The organism is Halobacillus litoralis, from assembly GCF_020524085.2.
Lineage (GTDB): Bacteria > Bacillota > Bacilli > Bacillales > Halobacillaceae > Halobacillus > Halobacillus litoralis_E.
Window position 1 is genome coordinate 2,408,897 of the sequence record NZ_CP129016.1, and the last position, 26,383, is coordinate 2,435,279.

Sequence of the window (26,383 nt, forward strand, 5' to 3'; positions counted from 1 at the left end):
GCTTGCCTGGGTTTTCTTTATTCCACTAAAGCTCCCGTTTGTTGAAGACTCAGTTTCGAGACGTTTGTGTGATTCTAGGGGCTACGGGAAAAGGTTCGCTTTCCATGGGGCGGGCGGTGAGCCTCCTCAGGCTACGCCTTCCGGGGTCTCACCTGTCCCACACGTCCCATAGGAGTCTCACCGTTTCCCTCCGCCCCTTTGCCAAGGAAGATTCTCGAAACCACTCCTGAAAAGGCAGATCGTATGATTATGGTAAGTAGATGACTAGAACGCCTCAACAGTACGTTAAAGCATGATCCACAGCGCTTTACACCTCTAACAGTTGGATAGTGGAAGAACCACCTAACTTGGTACAAGGGTTCGTTTCTCCCTAACACCCAACAAGGCAACGAACCCCGGACACATCTCGAAACTGAGTCTTACACAATCCTGCCATTATCTGCAATAAAAAATAGTGAGCGGGATGATAAATAATGAAATATATACATATAAATATTTCAAAAAGTTATTGACTTCTTTTTTTATTGAGGTACACTAAAAATGAAATAATTGATGTATTTCATTACAAAATTTTTAATTGGAGATGATGAAATGGCAATCTTCGCAAATCAAGTCAATAAAACGTATCAGAGCGGAGAAGTGACAGTTCAGGCGCTGCGCCAGGCGTCATTGGAAGTACCAGATAAAAAAATCGTAACGATTCTTGGACCTTCAGGGTCAGGGAAATCAACACTACTTAATGTCATTGGGGGGATCGATCGTTACGATTCAGGATCAATCAAAGTAGGAGACACGATCCTGGATCAATTAAAGGATCGTCAACTTACGGATTACCGCCGGAGATTCGTAGGGTTCATTTTTCAACAGTATAATTTAATTCCAACGCTGACCGTCGAAGAAAATGTTGAAGTCGGGCGGGAATTGAGTCAGCAACCGCTTACTATGAAAGATATTTTAGAAAAAGTAGGAATGTGGGATAAGAAAGATAAATTTCCTTCTCAACTAAGTGGGGGTGAACAGCAACGTGTCGCAATTGCGAGAGCGCTAATAAAGAACCCGCAGATTTTACTCTGTGATGAACCTACAGGGGCCCTGGATGAAGAAACAGGGAAGAATATCCTGAAGTTGTTGAAGTTCGTAAATGAGCAGTATGGAACGACGGTCTTAATCATCACTCACAACCAGGGGATCGGCGAGATGGCTCATTCCGTTATCCGAATGAAAAGCGGTGAAATTGTAGATTCCTATGAAAACGAAAACCCGGTCCAGCCAGAGAAGGTGACATGGTCATGATCCTAAAGAAATCTGTGTACAGGACTTTAAAAGAAAAGAAATTCCAATATGCCGGGGTGGCTGTTCTTCTTTTACTCGCAGTTATGCTTTATGTGTCCTTATCCATGGCCATCACGACACTGGAATCAAGAAATGAAACATTTTCAGAGGACTATAAACAGGAAAGCTTTCATTTTGTAGCTGGGGGGGAAGTTACAGATGACCAGCTCTCCCTATGGGGAGATGAGTATAATGCCACTTTAGAAAAACGGAAGTATGCAGATTTTGAGGTCGATGATTCGACATTGCGCGCATTTACGATTACTGATTCTGTTAATATCCCTTACATTGCTGAAGGGAACGCACCATCGAGCGATCAAGAGCTGGCTATTTCCAAAGTGTATGCGGAAAAACATCAATACGAACTGGGCGACATCATCACACTCGACGACCAAAAGTTTGAAATCACAGGATTTGTATACTTACCTGATTATATTTATATGGTCGAACAAATGACTGATTTGTTAGCGGATGCTGAAAAATTTGGTGTAGCAGTCGTTTCCGGTTCAGATTTTTCCGTAAATGCTCAAACGGAAATTCTAGGCTGGACGGAGAATGAAGACGTTCCTGATGGGTTTAGGGAAGCGGTAAGTGAAGAAACATCTCTTTTGCAATTCGTGAACTCAGAAGATAACCCGCGCATAGGTTTTGTGGAAACAGAGATCGAAGGTGCTAAGGGAATGACGACGACATTACCCCTGTTCATTCTTGCCCTCTCCATCGCTATGGTTTTGATGCTGATGAAGCGACGTATGGAAATGCAGAGAAAAGAAATCGGCACGCTGATGGCGCTTGGGTACCGGAAGAAAGAATTAGTCCGTCATTACTTAGGCTATGCCTGGGTCATTGGATTGGCAGGAACAGTCGGTGGTTTAACTGCGGGTGCTGGTCTGTCTGTACCGCTTTCGAATCTGTACGCGAACTACTTTAACTTACCAGCTCTTTCCATGTTTGACTGGGATCCTTTTGTTCTTGTCATAGGATTTGTCATTCCTTTAATACTTTTGATCTTGCTAACGACTTTCGTCATCAGTCGGACGTTACGAACAGAACCACTGACGCTCCTGAGGCCTAAAGAGATGTCCAGTGGGAAAAAATCCTGGCTTGAAAAACTTCCACTTTTGCAAAAAGGAAGTTTTATCCGCAGGTTCCGTTTGAGGTTACTGGTGAGAAACAAAGCGAGAAGCTTCTATATTTTTATCGGGGTCATGTTCTCAACCGTTTTATTATTGTTTGGATTGATTACGTTCAATAGCATGGATCAGCTCGTAGAAACGACGTATAAGGAAATTTTGAAATACGACTATGCTGTCCACTATCAATCGTTAATGACAGAAGAAACGGATGAAGAACAAAGTCCTTTTATAATGAACGAACTTGGTGTCGTGGATGAAGACGTGAAAATTACAGCATATGGAATGGAAAAAGATAACGAGTTTATTCAATTGAGTGCTGAAGGAGAAAGCTTGCAATCCAAATTATCAGAAGGGGTGATTATCAGTGCTCCTCTAGCCGCGGTTCTTGGGGTAGGGGAAGGGGATGAAATCCACCTCGAAAATTCATTGAACTCGGATACGATACAGGTAGAGGTTGCTGCAGTGGCCGATCTTTATATTGGTAATAACCTGTATCTTCCTCGCGAGGAATTGAACGATTTCCTTGGTTTCCCTGAAGAGGCCTATACAGGTACATGGCAGAAGCAGCCCCCTGAGAATAGTGGAAATGTTTATATGGTAGAAGATAAGCAGAAGGCGATCGACAGTTTTGAATCGACGACAGGAGCAACTAGAGCGTCGGTTGCAGGGATGGCCGTTTTCGCTGTATTAATTGGAGTGATTGTTCTTACTTTGCTCACCAATTTGATCGTTGAGGAAAATACGCCTTCCATTTCGTTGTTTAAAGTGATGGGCTATCATGATAAAGAAGTTTCTAAACTTGTTTTGAGTGTGTACACCCCGATTGTACTCATCGCTTACTTTGTTTCAATTCCGCTCGCGAGTTTAAGCTTGGAGCAAACGATGAACACGCTGGTTCAGGAGACCGGTTTTCTTATGCCGACTGATGTAGCGTGGTGGATGGTCGTGATTGGATTCATTGTCATCCTGCTTACGTATTGGCTCTCTCTTGGACTATCCAAACGAAAGTTGAAGAATGTATCGTTGCAGGAAGCATTGAAAAAGCAACAAGACTAGAGCAAAAGGACAGCGGCCCGGCCGCTGTCCTTTTTCGCGCGCAAGAAGCCAGGAACGCGCAAAAAAAGCGAGCGCAATGCTCGCTTTTTACTATCCAAAGAATTTCTTCAGCACTGTCATACCTAGTTGAGACCCGGGATAGCGGAAGTTCTGATCGAATCGTGTTGTTTGTTTTGTGATGCTTTTTTCGTGCGTGAACGTATCAAAACTTCGCTTGCCGTGATAGCTGCCCATGCCGCTCTCGCCGACACCTCCAAATGGAAGGTGTGGATTGATGATATGGTAAAGGGCGTCGTTAATGCATCCGCCGCCGAAAGAAATCGAGTTGAGGATACGCTGCTGTTCGACTTCGTTTTCGCCGAAGTAATACAGAGCAAGCGGCTTAGGACGGCTGTTGATTTTATCAATTACTTCATCTAATTCATGATAAGTCAATACAGGGAGCACGGGCCCGAAGATCTCGTCTTTCATGACCTGATCCTCCCAGGACACCTGGTCGAGAATGGTAGGCGCGATTTTGTGTTTAGATTCATCCAAAGAACCGCCTACAACGACCGTTCCGGAATCGAGATACGAAGAAACGCGTTCAAAATGCGTTTGGTTAACGATCTTGGTGTACTCTTCATTGTCCAAAGGATTTTCTCCGTAAAACTGCTGGATGTACTTCTTCATGGTACGGATTAAGTCCGCTTTCACTTCATGGTGGACATAAAGGTAATCAGGCGCAATACACGTTTGCCCTGCATTGGTGAATTTGCCCCAGACGATCCGCTTGGCGGCAAGATCGATGTTTGCGTCTTTGTGAACGATCGTCGGGCTCTTTCCTCCGAGTTCCAGCGTGACAGGAATGAGCTGTTTGCTCGCTTTCTCCATAATGATTTTCCCGACGGGGACACTTCCGGTGAAGAAAATATAATCAAGCGGTTGTTCAAGCAGCTCCTGGGTCACCTCTTTACCGCCTTCAATCACGGCAATAAAGTGAGGAGGAAAATATTGTTCAATCATTTTTTTCAACACCCATGAAACGGTTGGTGTTAGTTCAGACGGTTTAATGATGACCGTATTCCCTGCTGCAATCGCACCGATCACCGGAGCGAGGGCAAGTTGGACAGGATAGTTCCACGGAGCGATGACCAGTACAGTGCCATAGGGTTCTTTTCGAATAAAGTTTTTTGAACCTGTATGGGTAAGTGGGGTCTTCACTTTAGTGGGCTGCATCCATGTTTTTAACTGTTTCACATGGTGATCGATTTCACTTTTCAAAAAGGCGATTTCTGATGCGTACGCTTCATATTCCGATTTGTTCATGTCGAATTTCAAAGCATTGAGGATCGGTTTTTCAAAGGTCGTCAGCATCTTTTTCATTATTAACAGCTGTTCTTTTCGGAAAGCATAACTCTTCGTATGTCCTTCTTGGAACCATGATTTTTGTTGCTTGACCGTTGCGTGCATACAGCTCCTCCTTTGTTAAGTCCGTGTAATAGGATGTTGATAAAAATCGTATGCAATTGTCGTATTCGGGAATATCTGCTGTGCTTCTTCCAGGAGCTCCTCCACGGAATCACCCTGATATCTGGAAGAGACGTGATTAAGGATCAGTTCCCCAACATTTGCTTTCTTTGCAAGGGTGGCGGCTTGTTTGACGGTGGAATGAAAATAATCATGAGCCATCTTTACTTCATCTCCAGCGAAAGTTGCCTCATGGACGAGGACATCGCTGTCTTTCAAAATCACTTCAAGGTGTGGAAGGTAGCGGGTGTCACCCAAAATGGCAACTTTACGCCCCTTTTTTGGCGGTCCTATCACATCTTCGCGACGGATGATTCTTCCATCTTCAAGGACCGTCCTTGGCTGATTTTTAATCTTTTGATAAATGGGGCCGGGTTTGACACCCAGCATTTTCAGCTTGTCCGGCTGTAGTTCACCAAGTTGGTCTTTTTCCTTCAGGATATATCCATAGCTTTCAAGTCCATGTTCCAGTTTGACGGCTTCTACAACAAACTGTTCGTCTTCGAAAAGCTCACCTTCCTCCACTTCCTCTATGTAAAGGGGATAACGAAGGTGCGTTCCGCTTAATTCGAGACTGATATCAATGTAATCTTTTAACCCGCGCGGACCGTAAACGGTTACAGGTGTTTCTCCACCTTGGAAAGAACGGCTGCTCAATAATCCAGGCAGTCCGTATATATGATCCCCGTGAAGGTGGGTGATAAAAATCACTTCAATTCGTCGCGGACGTATGTTTGTATTCAATATTTGCTGTTGTGTGCCTTCTCCACAATCAAAGACCCATGTCGTTCCCCGCTCTTCAAGAAGGCGGAGGACAAGGGAGGAGACATTTCTTTCTTTTGATGGGACACCAGATCCCGTACCTAAAAAAAATAGTTCCATTGCCAACACTCTCCTACACTTATCATGATACCACCAGAAGGGGGAGAACACACTTGAAAAGCCATAAAAAAACTGCCGGATGTGTATCCGGCAGTTCACAGGTGTTTACCAAGCGCGAGTGTATTGTCTTGGTCCTTCTAATTGGTAGCCGAGTTCATCAGCTGCTTCTTTCGGCCAATACGGGTTTCTTAAGAGAGCACGGGCTAGGAAAATCAGGTCGGCTCGTTCATTTTGCAAGATTTCTTCTGCCTGGTTGCCACTTGTAATCAGGCCGACGGCCCCCGTGTCGATGCCAGCTCCCTGTTTGATTTGTTCTGCATACGTGACCTGGTATCCTGGGTAAGGGTCGATCGCAGCAGGAACGACACCACCGGAGCTGACGTCGATGAGGTCAACACCTTGAGACTTCATCTCACGGGCAAAATAGATAAAATCGTCCATGTTGTTTCCATTATCATGATATTCTTCTCCAGAGATTCGGACGAACAGTGGTCCATCCCATTCTTGCTTGACCGCTTCAATCGTCTCACGCAAGAAACGATATCGGTTTTCACGGGTGCCTCCATATTCATCGTCCCGCTTGTTTGTAAGAGGGGAGAGGAATTGGTTGATCAAATACCCGTGGGCTCCGTGAAGTTCAATGACATCAAAGCCCGCTTTTTCAGATCGGGCAGCCCCCACACGGAAGGCTTCCACTGTTCGCTCGATGTCTTCTTTTGTCATTTCTGTCGGGACCTTCATGGATGCACTGAAAGCTTCAGCACTCGGGGCGAAAATTTCATCCCTTAAGTTGGCTTTTCGTCCGGCGTGAGCCAGCTGAATGCCTGCTTTAGCTCCATGGCGATGGATGCCTTCATTGATTTTTTGTAAACCTTCAATATGCTCGTCACTCCAGATGCCAAGGTCTTCATGTGAAATACGGCCTTCAGGTAAAACAGCTGTCGCTTCTGTAATGATCAGTCCAACTTGTCCAGCCGCGCGGCTTTCGTAATGGGTAAGGTGAAAAGGCTGTGCATAGCCGTCCTGATTGTCTGAAGAATACATACACATCGGAGACATAACGATACGATTTTTTAACGTGATGTTTTTTATTGTATAAGGTTCAAATAATTTATGTTTCAACGGTGATCCTCCTCCGAGTTACGGAAAAATTGTTTTAGTTCTTTGATGGAATACCGGTTCCCGCGCCATTCAATTCCTCCACGAACCCATGTCAGGATAAGTGCTCTGCCTAGCATAAAAACAAACAAAAGAGCAAAAATCGGCAGACCGAAAATCATCCCTAATGGATAGTTTGTGAAAGAACGGGTCGTTAAACCATATAAACAAAATAACAAAAGGATGTTGATTGCGCTAATGATTTGAACGGAAGGATCACCGGAAAAGACGAAAATGAACGGAAACACCTGCGAAAACAGGACACCGAAAAGAGCAAACAAGGAGAGGGAAATAGAATAATTCAATCCAGCAAACGCATTCTTTTCGAAACCTTGAAGAGCGGACTTGAAGTCAGGGTACCATTCGACAGAAAGAAGCTGCTTGGCCGTTACGAGTTTTTGTCTGAAGCCAGCCGCCTTGATCCTCTGCCCGAGGGCAAGGTCATCATCAGGTCGGAAACGCACCGCTTCATGGGTTCCGGTCTTTTGATAACAGGAATTTGTCATTAATTGGAAAGCTCCGATCCCCATACCCCCTCTAGTTTTCTTCTGGTTCGCCGTCCATGGTCGTTTTAAATAACCAAAACCAAACAAAAAGTAGGAGATCAAGCCTCGTAACGCAAAAGAACGGGCCTTTAGATCCGGTGCTGCTGTGAGGTGATCGAGCTCTTCAACTTTCATGGCTGTCATCGCTTTAGAGAGGGTCTGTTCGTCAAATTGAATGTCCGCATCTGTAAAAAGCAAATAAGCGCCAGCGGCAAGCTCGGCGCCTTTTTTCAGAGCATGATTTTTCCCCAGCCACCCTTCTGGCAGGTGGTTAATATGAACCGCTCGAATGGTAGAGTATAACGCAGCTGTTTTGTCGATGAACTCACCTGTTCGATCACTGGAGCGGTCGTTCACAGCGATGATTTCACACCTCACGTTTTTTTGATGCGCAAGGGTATGCAGCGTTTCACGAATGGAGTCTTCTTCGTCTTTCGCCGCAATGATAACAGAAACGAGCTCATCCGTTTGCGAAGGAACGGTATCTTCAAGCCTTGGAATTTTCCTGATTCCTAGAAGGAAGTCCACAAGGAGAATCATCCATACAAACAGAAGTCCAAAAAACACCCAGAACATATTATCGATTTCTCCGTTTTCGATAAAGATCTCGATATTCAATAGCCTGATGAGGAACATCTGTGAAAATTCCATTCACACCCAGGCTGTAACACTTTTTCATCATGGCAGGACGATTTACTGTATAGATGCGAAGGTCGAGATTTTCCTTGTGGCAGCGTTTTACAAGCTTTTTATCCAGCAGTCGGTGTTTTACATGCAAAGCGTCACACCCTTCGGACTTCGCGTATTGAGGGAGGTTCCGCATTTTGGTCGATGTTAAGAATGCTGTCTGAATCGATGGATTGATTTCTTTCATGCGTGTGAGGGATTCAGCATTGAAACTTGAAATAACGGTCCGTTCCAGAACGTGATACCTTTTTAGAGATTCATAGACAAGCCGCTCGATGTTTTTATATGCAATGACGTTGGTTTTCAGTTCGACATTTAAAAACATGGGCTGGTCCCGAAACCAGCGAAGAAACTCGTCCAGTGTTACAATATAAGTGTCAGAAAATTTAGGAGAAAACCAGCTTCCTGCATCAAGCAGGCGGAGCTGAGCATATGTATAATCTTGTACGAACCCTGTTCCGTTGGTGGTGCGTCTCAGGTTTTCATCATGGATGAGGACGGGGATTTGGTCTTTCGTAAGCTGCACATCGGTCTCGATTCCATCAGCTCCGGCTGCACGTGCCAGTTCAAAGGCGGGCATCGTATTTTCCGGCGCCAGCTTACTCGCTCCTCGATGAGCGTAAATAAGGGTTTTCATCGTGACGTTCACCTCTTCCAAGTAGCTTATGAGTTTGATTGTGTTTGATAATCCAGGAAAAGTCAATAAGGAGTGTGACCCCATGACAGTTTGGCAGACGAAAGAGCAGTTGACGGATCTACTATGTTCTCTTGTTGAGTACCCTAGTATAACGAACAGCAATGAGGAAATCGCAATCATCGAATACTTATATTATATTTTAGAAGATCGCGATTATTATAAAAAACGGCCCAGCCACCTCAACTTGCACCCGCTGGACGATGGGCGTCAATTACTGACAGCCTTAGTGAAAAAAGATGAGGCCAAGGAGACGCTTGTGTTGATTTCCCACGTCGATGTCGTAGGGATTGAAGATTACGGCTCCTACCAGAACCTTGCATTCTACCCGCGTGAGCTCACTCAAGAGCTACATAAGAATATCGAAGATCTGCCAAAAGAGGCGGCCCGCGATTTGGAGTCCGGAAATTGGCTTTTCGGACGTGGAACGATGGATATGAAAGCAGGCCTTACCGTCCACCTATCCCTTTTGGAAAAAGCGATGGCCGGGGGCTTTGACGGCAATCTACTTCTCGTAGCTGTCCCTGATGAAGAAGTGAACTCCGAAGGCATGCTGGCTGCTCTTCCTGCCCTCGCGGAGATTCGGGATAAGGAAGACCTCGTCTATAAAGCGGCTTTGAACGGGGAGCCGATGTTCAGCAAATATCCAGGCGATCCAGCTTATTATTTGTACACAGGTTCCATAGGAAAGACACTGCCGGGTTTTTTATGTTACGGAAAAGAAACGCATGCGGGTGAACCGTTCGGAGGATTGAATGCCAATCTGATGGTCAGCTATTTAGCACAGGAAATGGAATTGAATGAAGCCTTTATCGAAAAGGTCGGAGGAGAACGGACGCCGCCCCCGCTCAGTCTGATGCAGCGTGACTTGAAATTTGAATATTCGGTGCAGACTCCCCAGGCAGCGGTCGCCATGTATAATGTCCTCTATATGAAGCAGTCGATAGCAGAACTGAATGAAAAACTTTTACAGGCAGCGCAACGGGCGAAAGCTAAAATCATTAATCATTATCATCATCAGGCATCTTTTTATCTGGAAGGAACACAAACGTCCGCTTTCCATCCTGATATCACCATTCTGACATATGATCAGTTGTACAAAGAAGCGGTCGCACGGTATGGAAAAACGGAGGTCGACCGCCGGCAGAATCGGTTAGTTAACTTAAGGGACTAGGGCGATCGTGATTTCTCTACGACTCTTGTCCAAAGTCTGGCGTCCATATGTAAAGATATCAGCCCGATGATTGTCCTTTTCTACAGTCCACCTTTTTATCCGGCGGTGTCGTCGAACGATGATCCTTTCATCCAGCATGGGGCCAAAACGGCCATCGATTATGCCAGGGAGAAGTTCGGAGAAGAGCTTGAAGTGGTAGAGTATTTTACAGGTTTGAGCGATTTGAGTTTTATCGGACCCACATCCTCTACGTCTTCATTATCGGATTTGACGAAACAGATGCCAATTCACGGCAATGGTTTTGAGTGGCCGACAGAAGTGATGGAATCGATCACAATGCCAATTATCAACATCGGACCATTAGGAAGGGATCCGCATCAATGGACGGAACGTCTGGAATTATCATACAGTTTTGAAAAGCTGCCGAAGATTTTGACGCAGGTCATTCATGAGTTCTTTAAGAAGGACCGGGGATGAAAGGATCTTTGAGCAAACTTCTCTAAAAGGTCGGTGGTAGAGTGGGAGTTATTTTTGTGACAGGGTTATCTGGTGTCGGTAAAACAAGTGTACTGCAAAGGTTGGAAAATGAAGGGTACCATGTGGTGGATACCGATAATCACGGCTACACAAAGAAAGTCACTACAGGAGAAGGGGAGGAAATCGTGTGGGATGAAGAAAAAATCTCCCATCTCATCGAAAGAAAAAGGCACACTCATTTAATCCTGTCAGGGTGTTATTCAAACCAAGGGAAGTTTTATAAATCTTTTGATTACGTTGTTCTCCTCGAGGCTGCCTTGGATGTTATGCTTGATCGTGTGAATCAAAGAGAAACAAATCCTTATGGAAAGTCTCCAAAGGAGAGGAAGGAAATCATTGAAAGTTTCACTCATGTGCTGCCAAAACTAAGGGCCGGCGCAGATGTGGTGATTGATACTTCAAAGGTGGGCATCTCTGACGCGACCGATTGTTTGAAAAGTTTAATGATCCTGTCCCATCAGGTAAGGATATAGGATAAAAAAAGCGTCCGGAAATGAAATCCGGACGCTTTCGTTTATGATGGATTATCCATTGTATTCGAATCCTGCTCCAGGACCGATTGGCAACCCGGTCAGCATCCAAATCAACAGCATCAATGTCCAAATGACAAAGAATGCAATGGAATAAGGAAGCATGGTAGAAATCAATGTACCAATACCGACCTTCTTATCATACTTTTGGGCAAACGCAATGACGATTGCGAAGTATGGCATCAATGGTGAAATGATGTTCGTCGTAGAGTCGGCAATCCGGTAAGCAAGTGTCGTAAGCTCCGGAGAGTAGCCGAGCTGCATCATCAACGGAACGAATACGGGAGCCATAATCGCCCACTTCGCTGACGAGCTTCCGATGAACAGGTTGATGAAACCAGCTACGAACATGAATGCAATGATTAGACCAATGCCTGTGAAACCGATGGAATCCAAGAACTCAGCACCGCTGACAGCAATGACTTTTCCGAGATTCGTATGGTTGAAATAGGCAACGAATTGACCAGCCGTGAAGGCAAGGACAATGTAAATTCCCATGCTTGCCATCGTATCAGACATTTGATTGGCTACGTCCTTATCATTCTTGATCTCGTCTGTAATCTTCCCGTAAACATAACTAGGAACGAAGAACATGATCAGAATGACAGGCACTAAGCTATGGAAAAATGGAGATGCTAAGAAATCATCAGGGTTACGCAATGGTCCCCAGGATGGTACGACGAGCAGGGATAGCAGCCCGATCGTCACGATGAACGCGATCAGAGCACCAATCATACCTTTTTTCTCGAGTGGAGAAAGGTAGTTGACTTCTTCTTCCACGCCACCCTTGTAATCTCCCAGACGTGGCTCGACGATTTTGTCTGTTACAAGTGTACCGACAATCGTAAGAACAAAAACAGATGCAATCATGAAGAAATAGTTCATCGTATAAAGGATCGTATCCGCATACGCAGGATCAATGGTCGCTGCCGCTTGAATCGTCAAATCACCAAGCAGTGGATCCAATGATGTGAGGAGCAAGTTGGCACTGAAACCAGCGGAAACACCCGCAAATGCTGCAGCAAGACCTGCAAGTGGGTGACGTCCAAGACCAGCAAATAGAACTGCTCCGAGTGGTGTCAAAACAACGTAACCGGCATCAGCTGCCATACTGGACATGATACCACCGAATACGAGCGCTGCTGTCATCAGTGAACGTGGTACGGATGTAACGAGTCCACGAAGCATAGCACTGATCAGCCCTGAACGCTCGGCGATTCCGATACCAAGCATCGTAACGAGGACGGTACCTAGCGGCGCGAAGCCTACGAAGTTTTCTACCATGCTTTCAAACATGTATTGAATGCCGTCACTGGAAAGCAAGTTGACGACTTGTAACGTTTCGCCGGTTGCTGGGTCTTCAACTTCCACGTTCATCGTGGAGAAGATCCAGGAAGCGACGACAACCATGAGTGCAAATATTGCGAACAATGTGACAGGGTGTGGCAATTTGTTCCCGACGCGCTCAATCCAGTCGAGTATGCGCATTGTCAACCCTTTCTTTTCTTGTTGTTCCATGATCTTCCTCCTTATTGACCTTTACATTTCTTTAAAATTTACAATGACGCGTTAAAGTATAATGGTATGTAATTTTTATTTGAAGTCTTTTGGAAAAAGTCCCACTAGAAAAAGAATTATGAATAATAAGACGCTCGTAATCTTTGTCATATAGGAGGAAAAGATCTGGCAATCATGCTACAATGTAGAAAAGTGAATGATCATTCAGTATGGAGGAAGTGTTATGAAAACATTGAAGGATACTATTATACAGTTCACATTGCCGACCCCGTATGCGGTGGGGGATGTTCATGTTTATCTAGTAAAAGGTGACCGGCTCTCCCTTATCGATGCAGGTGTGAAGACAGAAGAGTGCTGGAAAGTCTTGGTCGAACAGTTAAAGGAAGCGGGATACGAACCGGAAGATATCGAACAGGTGATTTTGACTCATCACCATCCCGATCATATGGGGCTTATCGAACGACTGCCAAACGTGAGAACCATCGCCGGCCACCCCATATTGAAGCCTTGGCTTGAGCGGGAAGAAGCATACTTTTCTCATTATGAGGAATTTTTCAAAGGCATGTACAAGGAATCTGGAGTTCCTGAGCGCTTTTTCCCATTGTTAAAGGGATTGAGGAAGACATTGAAATGGACGTCAGAAGGAAAGCTCACGCATGAGTTGACCGAAGGCGATCGGTTACCAGGTCATGAAGAATGGGTCACGATTGAAACTCCCGGCCATGCCCAAAGCCATTTGTCCTTTTATAGAGAAGGCGACGGGGCTTTGATTGGTGGAGATCATCTACTTTCCCATATTTCTTCAAACCCTTTACTTGAGCCACCTCACAATAAAGGAGAGGCACGGCCAAGGCCATTGCTTGATTATCGCGATTCTATGGAAAAGTTGTTACAGTGGGAGATTGGTATGGTCTATCCAGGGCACGGGAAAATTTTCGATCAAGCGCACGACCTGATTCTAGAACGATTGAAGAAGCAGGAACAGAGGGCGGAAAAGGTGCTTCGGATGTTTAGCGAGGGGCCATTACGTGCATATGACGTATGCAAGCGTCTCTTTCCGAAACACATCGAAAATCAATTCGGTTTGACGATGTCAGAAACAATCGGACAACTGGACTACTTAGAAAGCGTGGAGAAACTTAAGGTTTCTTACGTAGACGGAGAAAAATTCTATCAAGCAAATAGGTGATCGAATGAATGAACGAGTAAAAGGAAAAAAAGTGCTGATTACTGGGGCCTCGAGTGGAATTGGCGAATTTCTCGCGATTCACGTTGCACAGCAAGGCGGGACTCCGATCCTTGTTGCACGGACCGCACACAAATTAGAAATTATCGCAGAGAAGATTGAAGAAGCCTTTGGTGTTAATAGTCCCTGGTACCCTGCAGATTTATCCAATGATGCCGAGTGGAAAGATACGATTGATCGGATTTGTTATGAACATGGATCCATTGATGGGCTGATTAACAATGCAGGGATCGCCGTGTTTGATCCAGTGGCCGAATCGAATTGGCAGGATATCGAGCGTATGCTTTCTGTTAACGTGAAGTCGTTGTTTCGTGCCACACATCAGCTGTTGCCTCATTTGGTGCAGCATGGAGAAGGACACATCATCAATATAGCGTCGCAGGCAGGCAAAATCGCCACACCGAAATCAGCGGTTTATGCAGCGACTAAGCACGCGGTCATAGGGTTCACAAATGCGTTAAGGATGGAAGTAGAGCCTTTAGGCATCTATGTCACTTCCGTCAACCTCGGACCTGTGAGAACGAATTTCTTTCAACAGGCGGACCCGAGCGGGAAGTATGAGAAGTCTGTCGATAAGATCATGCTTGACCCGAACCACGTAGCAAGGACTGTCGTCGACCATTTATTTACGAAACAGCGGGAGATCAATATGCCTTCCTGGATGGATTCCGGAAGCAAAGTCTACTCTCTCGCACCAGTCGCAATGGAAAAACTCATGCAAAAACAATTCAACAAAAAATGATTCAAAACAAACCTCTTTCCTCATAAGGAAGAGGTTTTTGTATGGGATCCAGTGGAAAAATATGTATGACCTGGTACACCAATATTTGTAAGGACCTGGTCAAACAGGAAAGGGTAGAAGGAATTGGTACTTGCAAATGCGAACATATATTCGCATAATGAGGATATACTAGGTAAAGGAGGTGGAGGCGGCATGGGACATCCGAGCATTGATTATGGAAGGTACCCGGACAGGGGAATTTTGTGTGTGGATATGAAGAGTTTCTATGCAAGCTGCGCGGCCATTGACCGGGGACTCGATCCGCTCACGGTTCCGCTTGCTGTCGTGGCGGATACGAACCGGAAAGGTAGTGTCGTACTGGCTGCGACTCCGGCGATGAAAAAGAAATACGGCATCCGTACAGGAAGCCGTCTGTTCGAAATTCCTTCCGCGCCGGAAATCGTCATCGTCTCCGCACAAATGAGGAAGTACTTAGAAGTGTCCACTCAAGTGACGAACCTTTTTCATAAATTCGTTCCAAAAGAAAAGATCCATACGTACAGCGTCGACGAAAGCTTTTTAGAAGTAGGGGACAACAAAGGAAAATTCGGCGTCCCGGAGGAGACGGCTCAAATGATCGTGGATGAATTAAAAGAAACGTTCCATTTGGATGCTGCAATCGGCATTGGTCCGAACATGCTGCTTTCCAAACTCTGTCTTGATCTTGAAGCAAAAAAGAAAGGCATCGCTCGCTGGACGTATGATGACTTTCAAGAGAAGTTGTGGTCGGTCGCTCCTCTGTCAGAAATGTGGGGGATTGGACCACGACTTGAGCACCGTCTGAATCGTATGGGCATCTGGTCTGTTGGTCAACTGGCAAAATTCCCACTCGATCGCCTCGAGAAAACGTTCGGTGTGATGGGAAACCAGCTTTACTACCACGCGAATGGCATCGACTTGTCCGATCCCGGTGCTCCCATCATTCACGGTCAGGTAAGCTATGGAAAAAGTCAGATTCTCCTTCGTGATTACCAAGATCCGGAAGAGGTGAAGTACGTCATTCTCGAAATGTGTGAGGAAGTCGCCCGTCGTGCCCGGAAAAAAGGCCACGCAGGGAGAACGATTTCCCTTGGGATCGGTTATAGCAAAAGTGAAGGTGCGGGTGGCTTTCACCGGTCGGTATCCATTGAGCATCCGACGAGCATTACCATGGACATCTATCACGCCTGCCTCACCCTGTTCCACCGCTTTTATAACGGCGGAGTCGTCCGCCGCATTTCCGTTACCCTCGGAAACATTACGGAAGATGCGAATGTTCAACTCGACTTGTTTGATGACGGGCGCGATAAAAAAAGGGACCTCGGTTATGTGATGGATGAAATTCGCGAGCGTTACGGACAGGATATGCTTCTCCGCGCGGTTTCATGGACAAATGCAGGGACCGCACGCCACCGCAGTCGCCTTGTCGGCGGACACTACGCAGAATAAAGCAGAACCGTTGCCTCCGAAGCTCTGTTTTCTTACAATAGAAGAAACAGGAGGGATGAACGATGAAATTACGCATCACTGAAGAAGCGAAGCAGCAGCTAGAACAAATCCATGATCCCAAGCGTCCGATCATCCGGCTTTTCTATGACACTGAAGGATGTGGCTGTGGCGTGAATGGACTGCCAACCATTCGTCTGGAGAAAGAGGAGCGCTCTACCGATCGAAAAGTAGAAAATGATGATTATGCCGTCATTATTGATGATCAGCAGGCGACCTTTTTCAAAAAGGATATGAAGCTCGACTTTATGAAGGGCACGTTCCGCCTTTCCAGCCCGGACGGGATCCTGAATCCGATCATCCCGATCAAAGACGTGAAAGAAGGAGCGACCGTATGAGTAAGAAAAAGCCACAATCTGGATCACTCGGAGACCAGCTGAATGCCGATGTTCTTTCCAAACTGAAATCAAAAAAGACGGAACTGAAACAGCAGGCCGTCGAGCGGGAAGAACAGGAAAAGCAACGCCGCATTGAAGAGCGCAAGCGCGCAGAAGCGAACAAAAGCTTTGAAGAATTGCTGAACGAAAGTGAGCTTGATTGGAAATCCTACAAAAAATAAGCACTCCGCAGGGGGTGCTTATTTTTTGTGATTTTTTAAGTTCAGTCAACTATGAATTAGAGTTGGGGCGCTACTTCCTCTTGGTAGGGCGCTATTGCGCTCTATCAGATGAATATTCGTTTCAAGACGGTCGTTATTCCTTTTGCTTAGGTTGCTATTCATTTAATTTTTTGGAAAAATTGAAACATTCGGATCCTATCGACCGTATAGAAAGGCAGGAGGGAACAAAATGATCGATTTTTTCCTTGTATTCTTCATTGGAACGATAGGAGTGACGCTCGCTGTCATCGGGTGTTTTCTTGGGGTTGTCCGTAACATTCGATCAACAGGCGAGGCGGAGCGGATTCAACGTTTGGAAAAAGAAGTGGAAGCATTAAAGGAGAGTGAACGGAGTGAGATGTAAGGCATGTGGCCGCAGTTGGACATTTGGAAAAGCGCTGCTTTCATCGATAAAAGTCACCGGAAGGAAAGAATGCCCGCATTGTGGAGCGGAACATTTCTCTACGAGACGATCTTATCATCGTTCAGGGATATTAGCAGTTTCGGCATTTTTAGTGTTTATGTTTTTAATAGAAACGTTCCAAATGCGCCTGCCGTCAGCCCTGTTTTTCGCTGTCTTCCTTTTAGTAATCGTCCTATTCGTCCAACCGCTGGTGATCCACTTGTCTGATGAGGAAGTCTTGCATAAGGAGTGAGGGTTTTGTTTGGGATATTCAAAAGATTTCAACAAAATCCAAGACCTTAGTTTTCCACTCATCCGTATCATTCTGGGAGAATCCGAAGAAACTTGAATCAGTCTTTTCATAGTCCACTAGGGAGATCAGTTTAGCAGAAAGAGGTTGAAGAAGGTGATATCTTGAATTATAAATATAGCAACACAGAACGATGGAGAAAAAAAGCGTGGGGGTCTTTGTTTAACGTTTTCACAGGTATATTACCGCTAGGACTTTCTCTGTATTTGCACGGACGTGTTGAATCGTTTATCGTTTTCGGATCAGGTGTAATCTTTCTATTAGGGCTTTGGCAAATGATTCATTATTACAAAATGCCTGAACGTAATTATGTGTGTTTAGAGGATGATGTTCTCGACATACGGGTTGGAATCGCTGATCCAAATACGCGTCTGACAGATGAAGAAGTTCATCGTATTCAGAAAATGGATGATGTGATTTCCATAAAATTAGACAAAGGTGAGGAAGAGAACATTTACTTAGAAAACTTATCCGATGAGGATGCAGTATCTCTTATAGACGAGCTTAAATACCAATATGGAAACCGTATGCACACCAGTGGCCATTCAGCTTGAACTTCTATCATTTAAAGAGGGAAGCAAAAACTTACGGATTGAAAAAAGAGGGGAAGAGAGAGATGAGCCAAACGACAGAACATAACAGTAAAGCATGGGACAAAAAAGTGGAAGACGGGGTACGTTACACCCAAAGCGTCACGCATGAAACAATCGAAAAAGCTCGTAGCGGGGAGTGGTCGATCGGTGTGACCGCCGATCGACAGGTGCCGAGAAGCTGGTTCCCCGAACCGTTGAAAGGGATGAAAATCCTCTGCCTCGCATCCGGAGGCGGCCAGCAGGGCCCTGTTCTTGCTGCTGCAGGTGCTGACGTCACCGTTTTTGATTTATCGGAAAAGCAGCTTCAACAAGACGAAAGGGTAGCTGAACAAGAAGCGCTGGAATTGAAAACGGTTAAAGGTGACATGACCGATTTATCCGCATTCGCAGATGAGACGTTCGATCTGATTGTCCACCCTGTCGCTAACGTATTCATCGAGAATGTACGACCGGTTTGGGAGGAAGCGGCCCGTGTTTTGAAGGATAAAGGAACGCTCATTTCTGGCTTTATGAATCCTGTCCTTTATTTGTTTGATGCAGATAAAGAGGACGAAGGCAAGTTGGAAGTGGCTCATACGATTCCTTACTCCGCACTTGAAGAAGAAGAAGTGATTGAAGGCGAAACGCTTGAGTTCGGTCACACACTGGAAGACCAACTACAAGGCCAGACGGATGCAGGCTTCGTCATTGCAGGAATCTATGAGGATGACTTCGGCGGTGGAAGAACGATTGATCACCATATAAAAACAATGCTTGCCACAAGAGCCGTTAAATTAAAAGTGTAAGGAGCGGTTTATGGTTTCCACAATCATTACAGTGCTGTTTTCCTGCTTGATTGTTTCCGTTGTCCTGCGCACCGCTTATCGTATGTTTGTGAAAAAGCAGTACCCGGACAACTCCTATACACCGTTCGATTACGTGAGCGGACAAGCAGAAACGCCTTTTCATGAAGAAGAAAGGGAAGAGGAAGAAGAAAATGACAGAAAAGGGCAGCGTTATAACTAACGCCTGCCCTTTTTCTTTTTCCTGAGTCATTAAAGAATATGGCAGGTTTCTTGAAGAATCAGTTTCGAGAATTTTGTTGAGAGGATGGGGGCTGCGGGGAATAGCTCGCTTTCCGCGGGAGCGCGGTGAGCCTCCTCGGACTTCGTCCTGTGGGGTCTCACCCTGCACTTTTTTCCCGCAGGAGTCTCGCCATCCCCCTCCGCCCCTTTTCAATATCAGTGTCTCGAAACCACTTCCCGAATAATCAGCTATTCGGTTTGAGCGGAGTATAAGGTTAAAACTCCCATGCCCAGGTATTTGAACCCTGAAAGATTGATACAGAGCGTTTTATGCTTTTAACATTGTAATAGCGGAAGACAATCCAACTTGGTAAAGGGGGGCGTTTCTCGTATATAACAAATGGGGTGGTTGGGAAGCTGCGAGACTCCCGTGGGAGAAAGGAGATAGGTGAGATCCCGCAGGGCTTTAGCCTGAGGAAGCTCACCACTCCCCCACAGGAAAGCGAGTAGCTTCCCAGCCACCCCTGACGCTCAACCTGGGTAACGAACCCCGAAAACATCTCGACACTGAGTCTTCTACAAACGGGAGCTTTTATTTCATTAGAAATCTATGGTGATGGAAGGAGTTTCAAGGGTTTGGTGGAATACATATATCGATAGGAGGACGACGAATCATGAACCATTCATTAATCCGAGTAGGGACCATTTATTTACCTGTTAAAGAAGTGGATAAATCCGCAATCTGGTATCAAGAAAAGCTTGGAGCTGACATCAATTATCAAGATAACCAGAAAGCCATCATAGGTTTAGCAGGCCTCAGTATATTCTTAGTGAAATCATCGCCGGAACAAACATCCAACTTCATGGATGTGGGCGGAAGCTCTTGTTTTGCGATTACATTCGAAGTGAATGGAGTAGAAGCTTTGAGGGCTTTACATAAAGAATTAAAAGGCAAAGGAGTCTCGGTCGGCGAAATCGAAGACAGGGGCCATCCTGGTTTGAATTTTGTATTTGAGGATCTGCAGGGGAACCGGTTGGATGTCTGGAGTGAGTTAAGTCCTTCTTATGAAGTTTGATGGTGAGTTTTGGTCTGTGACGGGTGATAGTTCTCCTGGAAATGATAAATATAGTTTTTTACATGAGTGATCGTAATGATCCAACTATTTGTTTCTATTAGCAGGATTGGACATCGGAGGAGGGTGTTTGATTTGGCTATCCATCCGTTAAGGAAGCAGAAAGTCGGACGTAACGAGTGGAATGAAGAATCTAGACAGGCATTGAACTATGTTGGCTATCGCCCGAAAAGCTTCCTTGCGGCGTATGAAGAAGATCAATCCGCCAAAAAATAGTGGAGGGATTATGAAGGAAACCCTGTCTATCCAACCTTCTCTGCGTCACTGTCATCAGCGCGAATCATCCTTCCGAACATTGGCAGGAGTACCAGCAGTTGTTAGCAGAACTCACCCCAAGCACAGAGCAAGTTTTTGCTGATACCGGCGATTCTGTTCATCTGGAAATTCCGGACTTATCGTTTGTAAGGTTCTCGAACGGATCCAACAAACATCTCAAGGAAACCAGTTACATAGCTAAGGACGGTCTCCGGATCGTCCTTCTGTGTTTTGAAAGAAGGCATGTTTCGTTTGGGAGGCGAACTCGATTTCTTCCAACGTCCGGCAGTACAACGATTCAATATCTCCACTGAATTCCTTTGCATTTTTTTTCATCAATTCGAGGATATTTACACTTTTGAACCAATCACCTGTCTCCGCCTCTGCATGGACCCAGTCCTCCCATACAATCTCCAACCGGGGACTGTAGATTTTTGGCCCGTTCTGATTTCGTTTGCATGGGTTCACGGTCATTTCATGGACATGACCTGGAGGTGTTTCATTGACATCGTTGAAAAGTTGCGGCCAGTAATCTTTACGCGAGCCCGTGTGAGCATGAGCGGAGCACCATTGGACGATTTGATCCAAGCGGGATCGCACACCATAAAGAAGCTCGTAAAGGGATCTTCCGAGCAGAATGCGTTCATCCACGGCCGAAAAGTGGTGAACGGTTCCACCGACGAGTTTTATCTTTTGCTGGATCGGGGTCATATAAGGGAAGAGGATATGATTCATAGAAAGCACATCTTGAAGTTTGAACATTACTTTGTCCATGACTGTCGCCATATAGAGGTGGTTTCTTACCACACGATTTTCAATATAATGCTGTTCATTAACGATCAGTGCTTTGGTCAGTTCTTCACTATTTCCATTTTCCCAAAAGCGTTCCCAAAAAGGCTTCATGAATTTAGATACGTTCAACGCATCCAACAGATGGTAGAGGGGGCGGCCATGCTTCAAACTGGCATCATACAATAATAGTTGTGGATAGGCATCCTGAAAAATGAGCCAATTTCCCCGTTCTAAGAAAACGAAAAAGTCTGTTCCTTCTTTTCCTGTCAGCAACTTTGGTAGATATTCACCCTTCAGGTCAGTCATGTTCCAGCCGGCGTTTCTGGATACGAGATGGGCGAGCAGTGCCCAGTGAATTTCAGGATGCTTCTCAAAAAAATGAAAATACGCCATCGTTCGTGTCGCGTTGTTTCGGTTCTTTTCCTGAGTGATCTTCCTCATTTCCTTCACTAGCATGTCTTCCTCTGCGGTCAATGAGACTGGAGTCGATTTCAATGCGGCCTTCAACTCTTTTTTCAGCATGCGCCATTTGGATGAAAACATATCGTCCTCACCTCCTACTACGAATATATTTCTGAAACGAAGGCATCATGATTAACTTAGTATTTGTCCTTCATCATTCTCTATGTAAAAAAAGGAAGGAATTTCAATTCAGGTAGCGAATTTTAAGAGAAGGAGGAGCGAGATGGTATTCCCTTTGAAAAAAAGATAACCATTGACGAGTACTGCCAATTCAAATTGTAGCAGTAACCGTATAACAAACAGCTTCCACAAGCACCCGAACAAAAGCGTGAAAGCAGTGAGGGATGCGGCCAGCTAGAAAGAGTTTGGAACTGTATGACAGAGGTTGATCTTTTTCAGATGGAGAGGAGGAGTTTTGGCACGTAGGGGGGCCTTCCGCGTCATGACGTTCATTCATCCCGCCTTACTTCTACGATGTTTTGCAGAAAATGGAGGGTGCAGGATGGTTCAGTTCCGAGCGATTGATTTGGAAGAAGACCGGCAGTCCATCATCGATTTCCGTAAAGATTCGTTTAAGGTGAGCTTCGGAAACACCGAAGACTTTAATGCACAGGTTTACTTATTCTATGTGCTTGAAAAAGTAGAGCAGTACCCTGATGGTTTCGTTATGGCAGAGGTGGGCGGAGAAGTCATTGGTCAGCTCGAGTTATCCGTGAAAATATATAAGGGCCGGAAGATCGGATACATTCACTTGTTTTACCTGATTCCATGCAAGCGCGGGAAAGGCATGGGGAAAGTTCTTCATAACTATGCGGTCGATTTTTTCAAAAAACGTAACCTGGAGGAATATCATTTGCGAGTGGCCCCTGATAATCTTCGGGCGCGTCGGTTTTATGAGAAGACAGGGATGAATTCGATCGGTTCTGAACTTGATGGCAAAGTCATTCGGATGAAAGGGTCTGTCACAAAATCCATTTAGGAGGGAATCATATGGAGCAACGTGTGATTTGGAATCACCTGGAGTCTGCTGGGGCAGAGCATTTAACTTTGAAAAAGTTAACGAATCATATGGAGGTACGAGGGACGGTTTTGCTTGTGGATCAGGGAGTGCCACATCATCTTACTTATGATTTGAAGCTCGGACTAGATTGGAAAACAAAAAAAGTGAAGATTTATCAAGAAAAAGAGACCGAGCCTTTTGTAGTCCAGGCGGAAAATCAGGATAAGTGGTGGGTCAATGGAAGATACGATGAGAATCTGGACGGTGCGACAAACATCGATTTGACGATCACCCCTTTTTCCAACACATTGCCGATCAATCGTGTGACCTGGCATATAGGAGAACGACGAACGTTCAAAATGGTTTTTATCGATGTATTAAAGAAAGAAGTATTTCCCCTGCTTCAAGTGTATACGTATTTAGGTGACAACGACGGTTATAGGATCTTCCAATATCGCTGCAGGGATTATGAGACCGCTCTAGTCATTGATGAAGAAGGTTGGGTCGTTGAGTATCCTGGAGCTTTTGAACGCAGAGCCCTGTTGACAACGGGTGACCGTCCGATCGGAAAACAACCACAGCCTCTTCTGGCCAATGCACCATCATCACCTGGTGGGTTTTATTAAAAGCTGGAAAGGTTATGACGACGGTCTAAGAGAATCATGTGAAAGTTCCTACCTTCGAAGTGTGATGAAGAGAAATTCTTCATCACACTTTTTTTGCTTTGGAACCCTTTATAAAATTTCTTCATATCGCACATTTCATTGAAGGATAAATGATTCAAGATATTCGACTTGCACACAAAATCGCCCAGTTTTTCATAGGATAGGTTGATGACTTCTAAAAGGAGGGTGGATTTATTGTATCGGAATCAGTATGGATATACATTCAACCCATATGGTTATGATGGTTATTTTCGTATCCAAAATGATCAGTCCCTCGTAAAAGACGTGGAGAAAGCCATTAACGGGGAGTACGGTGCGATTGCTTGTTACAATAAGTTGGCTGATTTAGCCCCTACACAGCAGGCAAGACAGCAAATTTATGAGATTCGGCAGGATGAAATTCGTCATTATGAGGCTTTCACCAATATTTATAAGCAACTGACAGGGAAGCAACCAACCCCGAAAATCACTGAGCCATGTCCCGATCAATATAGGGATGGAATAGAAGCGGCGTTTGTCGATGAACAAAAGACGACTGACTTTTATTATGAAATCGAGCGTAAAGCACAGGATCTCTCCATCAAAGAAACGTTCCGTCAGGCTGCGGCTGATGAACAGAACCATGCCGTTTGGTTTCTTTATTTTCATTCATTTCCCCAAAGGGATCGTTCTGAGATAAGGCAGCAGGAATATGGAGCAACGGGTGCCTTGAGCGCTTCTTCATTAACTCTTTCAGACATGTTGACATATGCCATCCAGGATGAATACCTTGCACAAGCCCGCTATGACGATATTAGGAGGGTATTTGGTGATATCCAGACATTCGTCCGTATCCAGGAAGCAGAGAAACGGCACATATCTGCTCTGAATACACTTTTCACAAGGTATCAAGTTCCTATACCATCCGATGATGCGAGTCAGTATGTAAGCACTCCTGACAGTGTGAAAGCAGCGTATGCTGCTGGTGTCCAGGGGGAAATTGAGAACATATCCATGTATGAAAAGTTCTTATTGTACGACTTGCCAGAAGATGTGAGAACTGTTTTTACACAGTTAAGGAACGCCTCACTGAACCACCTCGCAGCCTTCCGTCGCGGCCTTGCCCGTTTTGAAGAGTCCTAAGAGCTGCCTGACAGCTCTCTTTACATAAACCCCTGTAACCTTCAGCAGTAAATGATGTAGTGTGAGTGATTAAACTATAGGGCAGAATTGTGTAAGCCTCAATTTTGAGATGTTTTCTGGGTTCGTTGCCCAGGTTGAGCGTCAAGGGTGGTTGGGAAGCTACTCGCTTTCCACCGCCCCATTCGATATAGGAGAGAAATGCCCCCCTATACTGTGGGGGGAGCCTTCCACTATTCATGTAGTATAAGCAGAAAGCGCTCTATATCATGCTCTCACGCTAGGAATGAGCGAATATAGAGGTTTCCATTTAGTTCATTACCTTAAGCACACATGCTGGTTATAGTTCAAATGGTTTCGAGACACTTATTAGTAAAGGGGCGGAGGGAAACGGTGAGACTCCTGTGGGACGTGTGGGACAGGTGAGACCCCGGAAGGCGTAGCCTGAGGAGGCTCACCGCCCGCCCCACGGAAAGCGAACCGTTTCCCGTAGCCCCGAAACTCACACAAACATCTCGAAACTGAGTCTTCAAATAAAGGGAGCTTATATGAAACATGTAAAGCAGAAGTGGATCGTGATTTTTCTGATGACTTATGGTATTCTTTATCTAAATGTTAACCTTTAATTTTAAAGGTTAACTAAATGAGGCATCAGAAAGGGGAATCTGTATGTGGAGTCGTCTAGCGGAGAAATCGTTGAATGGAGAAGAAATTACAGATCAGGAAGCGTACGATGTGTTGAACTGTCCAGATGATGAACTTCTAAACTTATTACACCAAGCTTATCAAGTTAGGAAAACGTATTATGGAAACAAAGTGAAACTGAATATGATTGTCAATACGAAGTCCGGGTTCTGTCCGGAAAACTGTGGGTATTGCTCACAGTCCAGAGATTCGAGTGCGCCCATTCAGAAATATCGTATGATGGATAAGGATACGATTGTAAAAGGTGCCGAAAAGGCGTCTAGAATGGGATCGGGGACTTACTGTATCGTGGCGAGTGGCCGGGGCCCTTCCAAGCGGGAGCTTGATGTCGTCACATCAGCAGTCAAAGAGATCAAAGAAGCGTATGATATGAGAGTTTGTGCGTGTCTAGGTTTATTAAAAGCCGAACAGGCGGAGCAATTGAAAGAAGCAGGGGTGGACCGCTACAACCATAATATAAACACTTCAGAAAATCATCATGATGAAATAACAACGAGCCATACATACCATGACCGGGTCGGGACGGTCAACTATGCCAAACAGGCCGGTATTTCGCCTTGCTCAGGGGTCATCGTAGGGATGAAAGAGACGAAGCAGGACGTCATTGATATGGCGCGTGCTTTGAAAGCGCTTGACGCTGACTCCATCCCCGTGAATTTTTTGCATGCCATTGATGGAACAGCTTTAGAGGGGACAAATGAACTGACTCCTTCTTATTGCTTGAAAGTACTTTGCTTGTTTCGTTTGATCAACCCAACGAAAGAAATCCGCGTCTCTGGAGGACGTGAAGTGAATTTAAGGAGCCTTCAGCCTTTCAGCTTGTATGCAGCGAATTCTATTTTCATCGGCGATTACCTAACGACGGATGGCTAGGAGAGTACGAAGGATCATCAAATGATAGAAGACCTTGGGTTTGAAATCGACGTAGTAAATGAAGACAAAGTGATGATGTGAAAAAACTGCTTAACGGCAGTTTTTTCTTTTGCCTGAAATTATCTGTTTGGGTACACAATATCCATTCATCTATTGATATAGTACAGGTTTGCAATTAGAATAATATGTAAGCGCTTAATA

25 protein-coding genes and 2 pseudogenes are annotated in these 26,383 nt (G+C 45.2%); 20 read left to right on the forward strand and 7 right to left on the reverse strand.

The genetic code is table 11. The annotated features are described in order from the left end of the window. Positions 1 to 591: 591 nt before the first annotated feature. Together LC065_RS12180 and LC065_RS12185 are read left to right on the forward strand one after the other, a co-directional pair. A complete protein-coding gene (locus LC065_RS12180) occupies positions 592 to 1,293 on the forward strand; it encodes an ABC transporter ATP-binding protein (RefSeq protein ID WP_226590743.1) in 702 nt (233 codons plus the stop codon). Further along, positions 1,290 to 3,524 (forward strand): ABC transporter permease, encoded by a 2,235-nt coding sequence (locus LC065_RS12185; protein WP_226590740.1) that lies wholly within the window; start codon positions 1,290 to 1,292, stop codon positions 3,522 to 3,524. The genes LC065_RS12180 and LC065_RS12185 overlap by 4 nt, the downstream gene beginning before the upstream one ends. A 90-nt stretch (positions 3,525 to 3,614) precedes the next feature. Here LC065_RS12185 and LC065_RS12190 read toward each other — a convergent pair whose 3' ends face one another. The 5 genes from LC065_RS12190 to LC065_RS12210 all read right to left on the reverse strand — a co-directional run bounded on the left by LC065_RS12190 (position 3,615) and on the right by LC065_RS12210 (position 8,942). After that, complete coding sequence (locus tag LC065_RS12190) at positions 3,615 to 4,976, reverse strand: aldehyde dehydrogenase (RefSeq protein WP_226590737.1); 1,362 nt, start codon at positions 4,974 to 4,976, stop codon at positions 3,615 to 3,617. A 15-nt stretch (positions 4,977 to 4,991) separates the two neighbouring features. Next, positions 4,992 to 5,915, reverse strand: coding sequence for a ribonuclease Z (rnz, locus tag LC065_RS12195; protein ID WP_226590734.1), 924 nt, complete (start codon positions 5,913 to 5,915; stop codon positions 4,992 to 4,994). Positions 5,916 to 6,020: 105 nt separating this feature from the next. Then, positions 6,021 to 7,037 (reverse strand): NADPH dehydrogenase NamA, encoded by a 1,017-nt coding sequence (gene namA, locus LC065_RS12200; protein ID WP_226590731.1) that lies wholly within the window; start codon positions 7,035 to 7,037, stop codon positions 6,021 to 6,023. Beyond that, the gene (locus tag LC065_RS12205; protein WP_226590728.1) at positions 7,034 to 8,254 is read right to left on the reverse strand and encodes a glycosyltransferase family 2 protein; all 1,221 of its coding nucleotides are present in this window, start codon (positions 8,252 to 8,254) and stop codon (positions 7,034 to 7,036) included. The genes namA and LC065_RS12205 overlap by 4 nt, the downstream gene beginning before the upstream one ends. Next, complete coding sequence (locus LC065_RS12210; protein WP_226590725.1) at positions 8,196 to 8,942, reverse strand: glycerophosphodiester phosphodiesterase; 747 nt, start codon at positions 8,940 to 8,942, stop codon at positions 8,196 to 8,198. Before LC065_RS12210 ends, LC065_RS12205 begins: the two co-directional genes overlap by 59 nt. Positions 8,943 to 9,024: 82 nt before the next feature. Here LC065_RS12210 and LC065_RS12215 point away from each other — a divergent pair. Beyond that, positions 9,025 to 10,650, forward strand: a pseudogene (locus LC065_RS12215) (M20/M25/M40 family metallo-hydrolase). A 56-nt stretch (positions 10,651 to 10,706) separates the two neighbouring features. Beyond that, positions 10,707 to 11,183, forward strand: coding sequence for an AAA family ATPase (locus tag LC065_RS12220; RefSeq protein ID WP_306163442.1), 477 nt, complete (start codon positions 10,707 to 10,709; stop codon positions 11,181 to 11,183). 51 nt (positions 11,184 to 11,234) lie between these two features. Here LC065_RS12220 and LC065_RS12225 read toward each other — a convergent pair whose 3' ends face one another. Next, on the reverse strand, positions 11,235 to 12,758 hold the full coding sequence (locus LC065_RS12225; RefSeq protein WP_306163443.1) for an AbgT family transporter: 1,524 nt from the start codon (positions 12,756 to 12,758) through the stop codon (positions 11,235 to 11,237). A gap of 223 nt (positions 12,759 to 12,981) precedes the next feature. Here LC065_RS12225 and LC065_RS12230 point away from each other — a divergent pair, with 223 nt between their 5' ends. The 12 genes from LC065_RS12230 (at position 12,982) to LC065_RS12285 (ending at position 20,527) form a co-directional block, all read left to right on the forward strand. Further along, positions 12,982 to 13,947 carry an MBL fold metallo-hydrolase gene (locus LC065_RS12230; RefSeq protein WP_226590716.1) on the forward strand — a complete coding sequence of 322 codons (966 nt, stop codon included), beginning with the start codon at positions 12,982 to 12,984 and terminating at the stop codon, positions 13,945 to 13,947. Between the two features lie 4 nt (positions 13,948 to 13,951). Then, positions 13,952 to 14,746: an SDR family NAD(P)-dependent oxidoreductase gene (locus LC065_RS12235; RefSeq protein WP_226590714.1), complete on the forward strand. Its 795-nt coding sequence runs from the start codon at positions 13,952 to 13,954 to the stop codon at positions 14,744 to 14,746. Between the two features lie 192 nt (positions 14,747 to 14,938). Further along, entirely contained in the window at positions 14,939 to 16,213 is a 1,275-nt protein-coding gene (locus LC065_RS12240) for a Y-family DNA polymerase (RefSeq protein WP_226590712.1), read from the forward strand. 62 nt (positions 16,214 to 16,275) lie between these two features. After that, positions 16,276 to 16,608, forward strand: a complete 333-nt coding sequence (locus tag LC065_RS12245) for an iron-sulfur cluster biosynthesis family protein (RefSeq protein ID WP_226590710.1) — start codon at positions 16,276 to 16,278, stop codon at positions 16,606 to 16,608. Continuing rightward, positions 16,605 to 16,829, forward strand: a complete 225-nt coding sequence (locus LC065_RS12250; protein ID WP_226590708.1) for a YqkE family protein — start codon at positions 16,605 to 16,607, stop codon at positions 16,827 to 16,829. Before LC065_RS12245 ends, LC065_RS12250 begins: the two co-directional genes overlap by 4 nt. A gap of 229 nt (positions 16,830 to 17,058) precedes the next feature. Beyond that, complete coding sequence (locus tag LC065_RS12255; RefSeq protein ID WP_226590704.1) at positions 17,059 to 17,232, forward strand: hypothetical protein; 174 nt, start codon at positions 17,059 to 17,061, stop codon at positions 17,230 to 17,232. Beyond that, the gene (locus LC065_RS12260; RefSeq protein WP_226590701.1) at positions 17,222 to 17,524 is read left to right on the forward strand and encodes a TIGR04104 family putative zinc finger protein; all 303 of its coding nucleotides are present in this window, start codon (positions 17,222 to 17,224) and stop codon (positions 17,522 to 17,524) included. Before LC065_RS12255 ends, LC065_RS12260 begins: the two co-directional genes overlap by 11 nt. 161 nt (positions 17,525 to 17,685) lie before the next feature. Beyond that, positions 17,686 to 18,135, forward strand: coding sequence for a hypothetical protein (locus LC065_RS12265; RefSeq protein ID WP_226590698.1), 450 nt, complete (start codon positions 17,686 to 17,688; stop codon positions 18,133 to 18,135). Positions 18,136 to 18,197: 62 nt separating this feature from the next. Beyond that, positions 18,198 to 18,959: a class I SAM-dependent methyltransferase gene (locus tag LC065_RS12270; RefSeq protein ID WP_226590697.1), complete on the forward strand. Its 762-nt coding sequence runs from the start codon at positions 18,198 to 18,200 to the stop codon at positions 18,957 to 18,959. A 10-nt stretch (positions 18,960 to 18,969) separates the two neighbouring features. Further along, positions 18,970 to 19,179, forward strand: coding sequence for a DUF3951 domain-containing protein (locus LC065_RS12275; RefSeq protein ID WP_226590695.1), 210 nt, complete (start codon positions 18,970 to 18,972; stop codon positions 19,177 to 19,179). A gap of 673 nt (positions 19,180 to 19,852) precedes the next feature. Further along, complete coding sequence (locus LC065_RS12280; RefSeq protein ID WP_226590694.1) at positions 19,853 to 20,254, forward strand: VOC family protein; 402 nt, start codon at positions 19,853 to 19,855, stop codon at positions 20,252 to 20,254. Between the two features lie 132 nt (positions 20,255 to 20,386). After that, positions 20,387 to 20,527, forward strand: coding sequence for a hypothetical protein (locus LC065_RS12285; RefSeq protein ID WP_226590692.1), 141 nt, complete (start codon positions 20,387 to 20,389; stop codon positions 20,525 to 20,527). A gap of 237 nt (positions 20,528 to 20,764) precedes the next feature. Here the strand turns inward: LC065_RS12285 and LC065_RS12290 are convergent, their stop codons facing one another. Further along, positions 20,765 to 21,901 carry a DUF2515 family protein gene (locus LC065_RS12290; RefSeq protein ID WP_226590690.1) on the reverse strand — a complete coding sequence of 379 codons (1,137 nt, stop codon included), beginning with the start codon at positions 21,899 to 21,901 and terminating at the stop codon, positions 20,765 to 20,767. A gap of 421 nt (positions 21,902 to 22,322) precedes the next feature. Between LC065_RS12290 and LC065_RS12295 the strand changes: the two genes are divergently transcribed. From LC065_RS12295 to bioB, 4 genes and pseudogenes are all read left to right on the forward strand, one after another. Next, positions 22,323 to 22,799, forward strand: coding sequence for a GNAT family N-acetyltransferase (locus tag LC065_RS12295; RefSeq protein WP_226590688.1), 477 nt, complete (start codon positions 22,323 to 22,325; stop codon positions 22,797 to 22,799). Between the two features lie 11 nt (positions 22,800 to 22,810). Further along, positions 22,811 to 23,446: a putative glycolipid-binding domain-containing protein gene (locus LC065_RS12300; RefSeq protein WP_226590685.1), complete on the forward strand. Its 636-nt coding sequence runs from the start codon at positions 22,811 to 22,813 to the stop codon at positions 23,444 to 23,446. A 234-nt stretch (positions 23,447 to 23,680) separates the two neighbouring features. Continuing rightward, positions 23,681 to 24,607: a ferritin family protein gene (locus LC065_RS12305; RefSeq protein WP_226590683.1), complete on the forward strand. Its 927-nt coding sequence runs from the start codon at positions 23,681 to 23,683 to the stop codon at positions 24,605 to 24,607. 666 nt (positions 24,608 to 25,273) lie between these two features. Then, positions 25,274 to 26,263: pseudogene (gene bioB / locus LC065_RS12310) on the forward strand (biotin synthase BioB). Positions 26,264 to 26,383 lie beyond the last annotated feature (120 nt).

What these genes read in the sequence shown, in the direction of transcription:
- LC065_RS12180 (WP_226590743.1), top strand. Translation starts at nt 592, where the DNA reads ATGGCAATCTTCGCAAATCAAGTCAATAAAACGTATCAGAGCGGAGAA.
- LC065_RS12185 (WP_226590740.1), top strand. Translation starts at nt 1,290, where the DNA reads ATGATCCTAAAGAAATCTGTGTACAGGACTTTAAAAGAAAAGAAATTC.
- LC065_RS12190 (WP_226590737.1), bottom strand. Translation starts at nt 4,976, where the DNA reads ATGCACGCAACGGTCAAGCAACAAAAATCATGGTTCCAAGAAGGACAT.
- rnz (WP_226590734.1), bottom strand. Translation starts at nt 5,915, where the DNA reads ATGGAACTATTTTTTTTAGGTACGGGATCTGGTGTCCCATCAAAAGAA.
- LC065_RS12205 (WP_226590728.1), bottom strand. Translation starts at nt 8,254, where the DNA reads ATGTTCCTCATCAGGCTATTGAATATCGAGATCTTTATCGAAAACGGA.
- LC065_RS12210 (WP_226590725.1), bottom strand. Translation starts at nt 8,942, where the DNA reads ATGAAAACCCTTATTTACGCTCATCGAGGAGCGAGTAAGCTGGCGCCG.
- LC065_RS12225 (WP_306163443.1), bottom strand. Translation starts at nt 12,758, where the DNA reads ATGGAACAACAAGAAAAGAAAGGGTTGACAATGCGCATACTCGACTGG.
- LC065_RS12230 (WP_226590716.1), top strand. Translation starts at nt 12,982, where the DNA reads ATGAAAACATTGAAGGATACTATTATACAGTTCACATTGCCGACCCCG.
- LC065_RS12235 (WP_226590714.1), top strand. Translation starts at nt 13,952, where the DNA reads ATGAATGAACGAGTAAAAGGAAAAAAAGTGCTGATTACTGGGGCCTCG.
- LC065_RS12240 (WP_226590712.1), top strand. Translation starts at nt 14,939, where the DNA reads ATGGGACATCCGAGCATTGATTATGGAAGGTACCCGGACAGGGGAATT.
- LC065_RS12245 (WP_226590710.1), top strand. Translation starts at nt 16,276, where the DNA reads ATGAAATTACGCATCACTGAAGAAGCGAAGCAGCAGCTAGAACAAATC.
- LC065_RS12250 (WP_226590708.1), top strand. Translation starts at nt 16,605, where the DNA reads ATGAGTAAGAAAAAGCCACAATCTGGATCACTCGGAGACCAGCTGAAT.
- LC065_RS12255 (WP_226590704.1), top strand. Translation starts at nt 17,059, where the DNA reads ATGATCGATTTTTTCCTTGTATTCTTCATTGGAACGATAGGAGTGACG.
- LC065_RS12270 (WP_226590697.1), top strand. Translation starts at nt 18,198, where the DNA reads ATGAGCCAAACGACAGAACATAACAGTAAAGCATGGGACAAAAAAGTG.
- LC065_RS12275 (WP_226590695.1), top strand. Translation starts at nt 18,970, where the DNA reads ATGGTTTCCACAATCATTACAGTGCTGTTTTCCTGCTTGATTGTTTCC.
- LC065_RS12280 (WP_226590694.1), top strand. Translation starts at nt 19,853, where the DNA reads ATGAACCATTCATTAATCCGAGTAGGGACCATTTATTTACCTGTTAAA.
- LC065_RS12290 (WP_226590690.1), bottom strand. Translation starts at nt 21,901, where the DNA reads ATGTTTTCATCCAAATGGCGCATGCTGAAAAAAGAGTTGAAGGCCGCA.
- LC065_RS12295 (WP_226590688.1), top strand. Translation starts at nt 22,323, where the DNA reads ATGGTTCAGTTCCGAGCGATTGATTTGGAAGAAGACCGGCAGTCCATC.
- LC065_RS12300 (WP_226590685.1), top strand. Translation starts at nt 22,811, where the DNA reads ATGGAGCAACGTGTGATTTGGAATCACCTGGAGTCTGCTGGGGCAGAG.